At 67.7% G+C, this 6687-nt stretch carries 6 protein-coding genes; 1 reads left to right on the top strand and 5 read right to left on the bottom strand.

Going from position 1 to position 6687, the window contains the following annotated elements; genetic code table 11:
- Positions 1-115 precede the first annotated feature (115 nt).
- Both ABZ382_RS35685 and ABZ382_RS35680 read right to left on the bottom strand, forming a co-directional pair.
- Positions 116-1909, bottom strand: a complete 1794-nt coding sequence (locus ABZ382_RS35685; protein WP_357098488.1) for an acetyl/propionyl/methylcrotonyl-CoA carboxylase subunit alpha — start codon at positions 1907-1909, stop codon at positions 116-118.
- Between the two features lie 196 nt (positions 1910-2105).
- On the bottom strand, positions 2106-3005 hold the full coding sequence (locus ABZ382_RS35680; RefSeq protein WP_357098499.1) for a sulfurtransferase: 900 nt from the start codon (positions 3003-3005) through the stop codon (positions 2106-2108).
- 265 nt (positions 3006-3270) lie between these two features.
- Here ABZ382_RS35680 and ABZ382_RS35675 point away from each other — a divergent pair, with 265 nt between their 5' ends.
- Positions 3271-3987, top strand: coding sequence for a transcriptional regulator (locus ABZ382_RS35675; RefSeq protein WP_357098485.1), 717 nt, complete (start codon positions 3271-3273; stop codon positions 3985-3987).
- Here the strand turns inward: ABZ382_RS35675 and ABZ382_RS35670 are convergent.
- The 3 genes from ABZ382_RS35670 to ABZ382_RS35660 form a co-directional block, all read right to left on the bottom strand.
- Positions 3913-4554, bottom strand: a complete 642-nt coding sequence (locus tag ABZ382_RS35670) for a Maf family protein (protein WP_357098483.1) — start codon at positions 4552-4554, stop codon at positions 3913-3915. The genes ABZ382_RS35675 and ABZ382_RS35670 overlap by 75 nt on opposite strands.
- Before the next feature lie 6 nt (positions 4555-4560).
- Positions 4561-4872, bottom strand: coding sequence for an acyl-CoA carboxylase subunit epsilon (locus ABZ382_RS35665; protein ID WP_357098496.1), 312 nt, complete (start codon positions 4870-4872; stop codon positions 4561-4563).
- A gap of 146 nt (positions 4873-5018) precedes the next feature.
- Positions 5019-6656 (bottom strand): acyl-CoA carboxylase subunit beta, encoded by a 1638-nt coding sequence (locus tag ABZ382_RS35660; RefSeq protein WP_357098480.1) that lies wholly within the window; start codon positions 6654-6656, stop codon positions 5019-5021.
- Positions 6657-6687 lie beyond the last annotated feature (31 nt).

Genomic DNA, 6687 nt, shown 5'->3' with positions numbered 1-6687 from the left:
CGGCCCCGGCGCCCGCGGGTGCCTTTCGGCATCTCGGGGGGTACTGCCTTCCCCCCACTTCCGCGGGCGTGGCCGCCCCCGGGCGGGGGCGCCGCCACTCGCGAATTGTCTTGCGTTACTTGATCTCGGCCAGGACGGTGCCCTGGGTGATGGCCGCGCCGGCCTCCACCGCGAGACCCGTGATGACACCGGCCTTGTGGGCGGTGACCGGGTTCTCCATCTTCATGGCCTCGAGCACCACCACCAGGTCGCCCGCCTCGACGGACTGGCCCTCTTCGACGGCCACCTTGACGACGGTGCCCTGCATCGGAGCGGTCACGGCATCACCGGAGGCGGCACCCGCGCCCGCGCCACCGCGCTTGCGCGCCTTGGGCTTCTTGCGGACGACGCCCGCGCCATTCGCGGACGCGGCGGCGCCGACCGAGAACTGACCCGGCAGCGACACCTCGAGGCGACGGCCACCGACCTCGACGACGACCTTCTGGCGCGGAGCCTCTTCGTCCTCTTCGATGGCGACAGCGCCGGTGTAGGGCTCGATGTGGTTGTCCCACTCGTTCTCGATCCACTTGGTGTAGACGTCGAACTTCTCGCCGTCGCCGATGAACGCGGGGTTCTCGACGATGTGGCGGTGGAACGGGATGACGGTCGCGAGACCCTCGATCTGGAACTCGGCCAGCGCGCGAGCGGCACGCTGCAGCGCCTGCTCACGGTTCTCACCGGTCACGATCAGCTTGGCCAGCATGGAGTCGAACTGACCGCCGATGACCGAACCCTCGACCACACCGGAGTCGACACGCACACCGGGCCCTGCGGGCTCGCGGTAGACGACGACCGGGCCGGGCGCCGGGAGGAAGCCGCGACCGGCGTCCTCACCGTTGATACGGAACTCGAAGGAGTGGCCGCGCGGGGCCGGGTCCTCGGTGATGGACAGCTCGTGGCCCTCGGCGATGCGGAACTGCTGGCGCACCAGGTCGATTCCGGCGGTCTCCTCGGTGACCGGGTGCTCGACCTGCAGGCGGGTGTTCACCTCGAGGAAGGACACGGTCTCGCCCTGCACCAGGTACTCCACGGTGCCGGCGCCGTAGTAGCCGGCTTCCTTGCAGATGGCCTTGGCGGAGGCGTGGATCTTGCCGCGCACCTCGTCGGACAGGAAGGGGGCCGGGGCCTCCTCGACCAGCTTCTGGAAGCGGCGCTGCAGCGAGCAGTCACGAGTACCGGCGACCACGACGTTGCCGTGCTGGTCGGCGATGACCTGCGCCTCCACGTGGCGGGCCTTGTCCAGGTACTGCTCCACGAAGCACTCACCACGACCGAACGCCGCGATCGCCTCACGAGTGGCGGACTCGAACAGCTCCGGGATCTCCTCGATGGTGTGCGCGACCTTCATGCCACGACCACCACCACCGAATGCGGCCTTGATGGCCACCGGAACGCCGTACTCCTTGGCGAACGCGACGACCTCGTCGGCGTTCTTCACCGGGTCCTTGGTGCCCGCGGCCATCGGCGCGTTGGCGCGCTCGGCGATGTGGCGCGCGGTGACCTTGTCACCCAGGTCGCGGATGGACTGCGGCGACGGACCGATCCAGATCAGTCCGGCGTCGATCACGGCCTGCGCGAAATCGGCGTTCTCGGAAAGGAAGCCGTAGCCCGGGTGGATCGCGTCCGCGCCGGCCTTCGAGGCGGCGTCGAGGATCTTGTCGAACACCAGGTACGACTCGGCCGAGGTCTGACCACCGAGCGCGAACGCCTCATCGGCGAGCTTCACGAACGGCGCGTCGGCGTCCGGTTCGGCGTACACGGCCACACTGGTGATACCGGCGTCCTTGGCGGCCCGGATCACGCGCACGGCGATCTCGCCTCGGTTGGCTACGAGGACCTTTGTGATCTGCGCGTTGGCATGGTTGGGCACTGAGCCTCCTGTGCTCTGGATACTTTCGTCTGTCGGCAGTGTAGGCATCGTGCCAACAATGACCGAACCCGGCTAGGGCTACCAATGAGTAGGCCCAGAGAGTGGGCATGCGACTCTCGAGGCCTAATTTTTAGAACCTGTTCTACCAGACTCCGCTGAAGCCTCCACCGGTAATCCCCCGAAGGGGGTTCGGGCGTTACGAGCTTGCCACGACCGAGGGCGGCGCGCCGGGTTCTTCACCGATCACGATGGGCGCCCCCACGGCATTGGCCCACTCGGTCCAGGAGCCGTCGTAGTTGCGCACCCCGTCCACGCCCAGCAGGTAGGTCAGGACGTACCAGGTCAGCGCCGACCGCTCCCCCACCCGCGAGTAGACCAGCGGCGCGACACCCTCGATCACCCCGCCGTAGATGACGTCCAGCTCGACCCGGGGCCGGAAACGGGCGTCCGCGCCCACCGACGAGGTCCACGGGATATTGACCGCGGTCGGGATGTGACCCGCCCGCAGCGCCTGCTCCTCGGGACGGTCCAGCACCACCAGATCGCCGGTGTACTCCTCGAACGCACGCGAGTCGATGAGCGGCCCGCCCAGGTGCGCCACCACATCCTGCCGGAAGGCGCGCGCGGACTTGTCATCGCGATCGGCCACCGGATACTCGCCCCGCCCGGCCGCGGGCACCTCGAAGGTGGTGTCGCGGGCTTCGGAGATCCAGGCGTCGCGGCCACCGTCCAGCAGGCGCACGTCCTCGTGCCCGAAGAGGGAGAACACCCACAGGGTGGCGGCCGCGGTGCCATTGGATTTATCGCCGTAGACGACCACGGTGTCACCGCGTTCGATGCCCTTGGCCCGCATAAGGTTGGCGAAGGTCGCGCCGTCGACGACATCGCGGGTACGCGGATCGATCAGCTCGGTACGCCAGTCGATCTTGATGGCACCCGGGACATGGCCGATGTCGTATAGCAATATGTCTTCGTTGGACTCAATGATCTTGAGTCCCGGCGTGCCGATGTTTGCCGACAGCCACTCTGTGGTTACTAGTCGGTGAGGATGTGCGTAGGAGCCGAATGAGTGATGCGGATCCGGAGCGACAGGCACGTTGTGGTCCTTCACACGTGGTGGGTTAGGTATTGGCGGTTCGATTCTCTGCACCGATCGTAGGCATGTGGCGGTTACGAAACTCGTTTCAGATCACGAATCGGATGATTGGGCGAATTAAGCGCAGCTTCATCCGATAAAGTCTCTCGGAGAGGAGGGGTGAGCTATGTCCGATTCTTGGCCGCGACGGCGACTGCTTGCGATCCTACGTGGCGCCAGCGAGCCTCTCGATGCCCAGGAACTCGCGCGCGTCACCGGACAGCATGTGACAACAGTGCGTTTCCATTTGGATGTGCTGACCCGGGAATCGCTGGTCCGCCAATTCCAGCAGCCGCCCCGCGGCCGCGGCCGCCCGCGCATCGGCTATACCGCTGTACAGCGATCGGTGGGTTATCAGGAATTGGCGCAAGTGCTGGCCGATCAGCTCGGCAGCGACCCGCGCCGCCGCTCGGAAGCCGCCATCAGCGCCGGCCGCGCCTGGGGCTCGAAACTCGAAGCCGCAGACCAGCCCATCGAAACGCTCGAGGACGCCAAGGACCTCACCGTCACCCTGATGTCGGAACTCGGCTTCGCGCCCGAACGCGACCAGGCCGGCGAGACCGAACAATCGGCCCTGATCCGCATGACGGCGTGCCCGCTGCGCGAACTCGCCCGCACCCACTCCGAGGTGGTGTGCGGCGTACACCTGGGCCTGATGCGCGAAGCCCTGGACCGCAACGGCGGCCGGGAGAGCGTGAACGTGCGCCTGCACCCGTTCGTGGAGCCCGAATTGTGCGTGGCGCGACTGGAATTGCTGCAAGGCCGCCCCGGCGAGGACGCGCACGAGGGTCAGCCCGAGACCGACGAGCCCGGATCAGCCACCGGCGAGCCCAGATTGGCGCCCTCGGCCGGGCGGATCGCGCCGCAACTACGCGCGGCCACCGATCCACAGCCGCGCAATGCCGACACCCACCTCGGCAAGCAGTCGACGAACCAGTGGTAGTCCGATACCGATGACGCTCGACGGGTCGCCGTCGATCTTGTCCACGAACCAGCCGCCCATGCCGTCCAGCGTGAAGGATCCGGCCACCTGCAGCGGCTCCCCCGTCGCGATGTACGCGTCGAGTTCCTCCGGCTCGGGTTTGGCGAAATGCACCGTGGTGGAACTGCAGTCGGCGGCCTCGCCGACGATCTCCCCGGCATTCAGCCGCAGCACACAGTGACCGGTCAGCAGATCAGCGCTGCGTCCGGCCATCTCGGCCCAGCGCGCGCGGGCGACCTCGGGAGTCAGGGGTTTGCCCTGCAGAACGCCGTCGACGAGCAGCATCGAATCGCAGCCCACGACAACGGAATCGGTGAAGGCGGGATCACCCGCCAGTTGCCCGGCCACCTCCAGCGCCTTGGCGCGGGCCAGCTCGATCACCACTCGATCGGGCGGGGTGTCCGGGGGAAGAGCCTCGGCCACGGCGTCCTCGTCCACGTGGGACACCCGGACGACCGGCTCGACGCCCGCGTTGCGCAGGACGCCGAGCCGAGCCGGAGATTGTGACGCCAGTACGAAGACGGTCACAAGCCGTCAGTCGCGCAGGTGCGAGAGGGCCGGGAAGGCGTAGGGGGAGAACGGCGAACTGCCGCGGTGCAGCAGGGTCGGGCGACCCCACATGTCCGCCGGGCCGCGGTCGGCCGGGGCGGCGGCGGTCGCCGACGCGGCGGCGAACACGCTCACCAGAGCGGCGAGCTCGAGGTCGGTCGGGTTGCCCTTCAGGACCTGGATGACCGGACCGGTGCTCGCCGGTTCGATCTCCGCGACGGCGGTGTCGATGGCGTCCGCCAGATCCTCGACAGCCAGATCCAGTTCGGCGGCGCGCAGTACCTCTTCATCGGCCATGGTCGTCACAGCGCCAGTCCTCCTGTCCTTCGCCGCGGGGGTGGTGCGGCGTTCCTTCATCTTTGCCCGGATGAGGCGATCGTGCGCGGTACGAGTCCCACTGTCCTATTCGACAGTGTGCGCCTCACACCGCGCATATCGCATTTTCAGAGCGGAATGTTGCCGTGCTTCTTCGGCGGCAGCGACACCATCTTGCGCTCCAGCAGACGCAGCGCCGACACGATCTGGCCGCGGGTGTGCGACGGCGGGATGACCGCGTCGACGTAGCCGCGCTCGGCCGCCACATACGGGTTCACGAGGGTGTCCTCGTACTCGTTCTGCAGCTCGAGGCGCAGAGCGTCAACGTCGTTGCCCTCGGCGGCCGCGGTCTGCAGCTGCTTGCGGTACACGAAACCGACCGCTCCGGACGCACCCATGACCGCGATCTGAGCGGTCGGCCACGCCAGGTTCACATCGGCGCCCATGTGCTTGGAACCCATGACGTCGTACGCGCCGCCGTAGGCCTTGCGGGTGATGATTGTGATCTTGCCCACAGTGGCCTCACCGTAGGCGTAGAGCAGCTTGGCGCCGCGGCGGATGATGCCGTTGTACTCCTGGCCGGTGCCCGGCAGGAAGCCCGGCACGTCGACCAGGGTGATGATCGGGATGTTGAAGGCGTCGCAGGTGCGCACGAAGCGCGCGGCCTTCTCCGACGCGTCGATGTCCAGGCAGCCCGCGAACTGCGAGGGCTGGTTGGCCACGAAGCCGACGCTGCGGCCGTCGATGCGGGCGAAGCCGACGATGACGTTCATCGCGCGCTCGGCCTGGACCTCGAGGAACTCCTCGTCGTCCACCAGGCGCTTGATGACCTCGTGCATGTCGTACGGCTGGTTCGGGGAGTCCGGGACGATGGTGTCCAGCTCGAGGTCGGCCTCGGTGAGGTTCTCCTCGATGGCGCCCGCGTTGGCGGTGGCCGGGAAGCGGGGGGCCTCGGCGCGGTTGTTGCTGGGCAGGTAGCCGAGCAGGTCGCGCACGTAGTCCAGGGCGTCCTGCTCGCCGGAGGCGACGTAGTGCGCGACACCGGACTTGACCATGTGGGTGTGGGCGCCGCCCAGCTCCTCCATGGTGACTTCCTCGCCGGTGACGGTCTTGATCACGTCGGGGCCGGTGACGAACATCTGCGAGGTCTGGTCGACCATGACGACGAAGTCGGTCAGGGCGGGCGAGTAGACGTGGCCACCCGCGGCCGGGCCCATGATCAGCGAGATCTGCGGGATGACACCCGAGGCCTGGATGTTGCGGTGGAAGATCTCACCGTAGAGGCCCAGGGAGACGACGCCCTCCTGGATGCGCGCGCCGGCGCCCTCGTTGATGCCGACCAGCGGACGGCCGGTCCGCAGGGCCAGGTCCATCACCTTGACGATCTTCTCGCCGTAGACCTCGCCGAGGGAGCCACCGAAGACGGTGACGTCCTGGGAGAAGATGCAGACGTCGCGGCCGTCGATGGTGCCGTAGCCGGTCACCACGCCGTCGCCCAGCGGACGCTGGTTCTCCAGGCCGAAGTTCACGCTGCGGTGCCGGGCCAACGCGTCGAGCTCGACGAAGGAGCCCTCGTCCAGCAGGGCGAGGATGCGCTCACGCGCGGTCATCTTGCCTTTGGCGTGGACCTTGTCGACCGCCGCCTCACCCATCGGGTGCTTGGCCTCTTCCAGCCGATTGCGCAGGTCAGCCAGCTTGCCGGCGGTGGTGTGGATATCGGGGGCACCCGCCGAACCCGGCGAAGGCTGATGCTGGACACTCGTCATGCCCCGGAGTGTAACCAGTACCAGACCTGCT

This window comes from Nocardia sp. NPDC005825 (assembly GCF_040630175.1).
Taxonomy (GTDB): Bacteria; Actinomycetota; Actinomycetes; order Mycobacteriales; family Mycobacteriaceae; genus Nocardia.
This window is presented reverse-complemented; position numbering and strand designations above follow the sequence as displayed.

Excerpts from the sequence above, each read along its gene's own strand:
- ABZ382_RS35665 (WP_357098496.1), bottom strand. The coding sequence starts at position 4,872 with ATGGCCGATGAAGAGGTACTGCGCGCCGCCGAACTGGATCTGGCTGTC.
- ABZ382_RS35660 (WP_357098480.1), bottom strand. The coding sequence starts at position 6,656 with ATGACGAGTGTCCAGCATCAGCCTTCGCCGGGTTCGGCGGGTGCCCCC.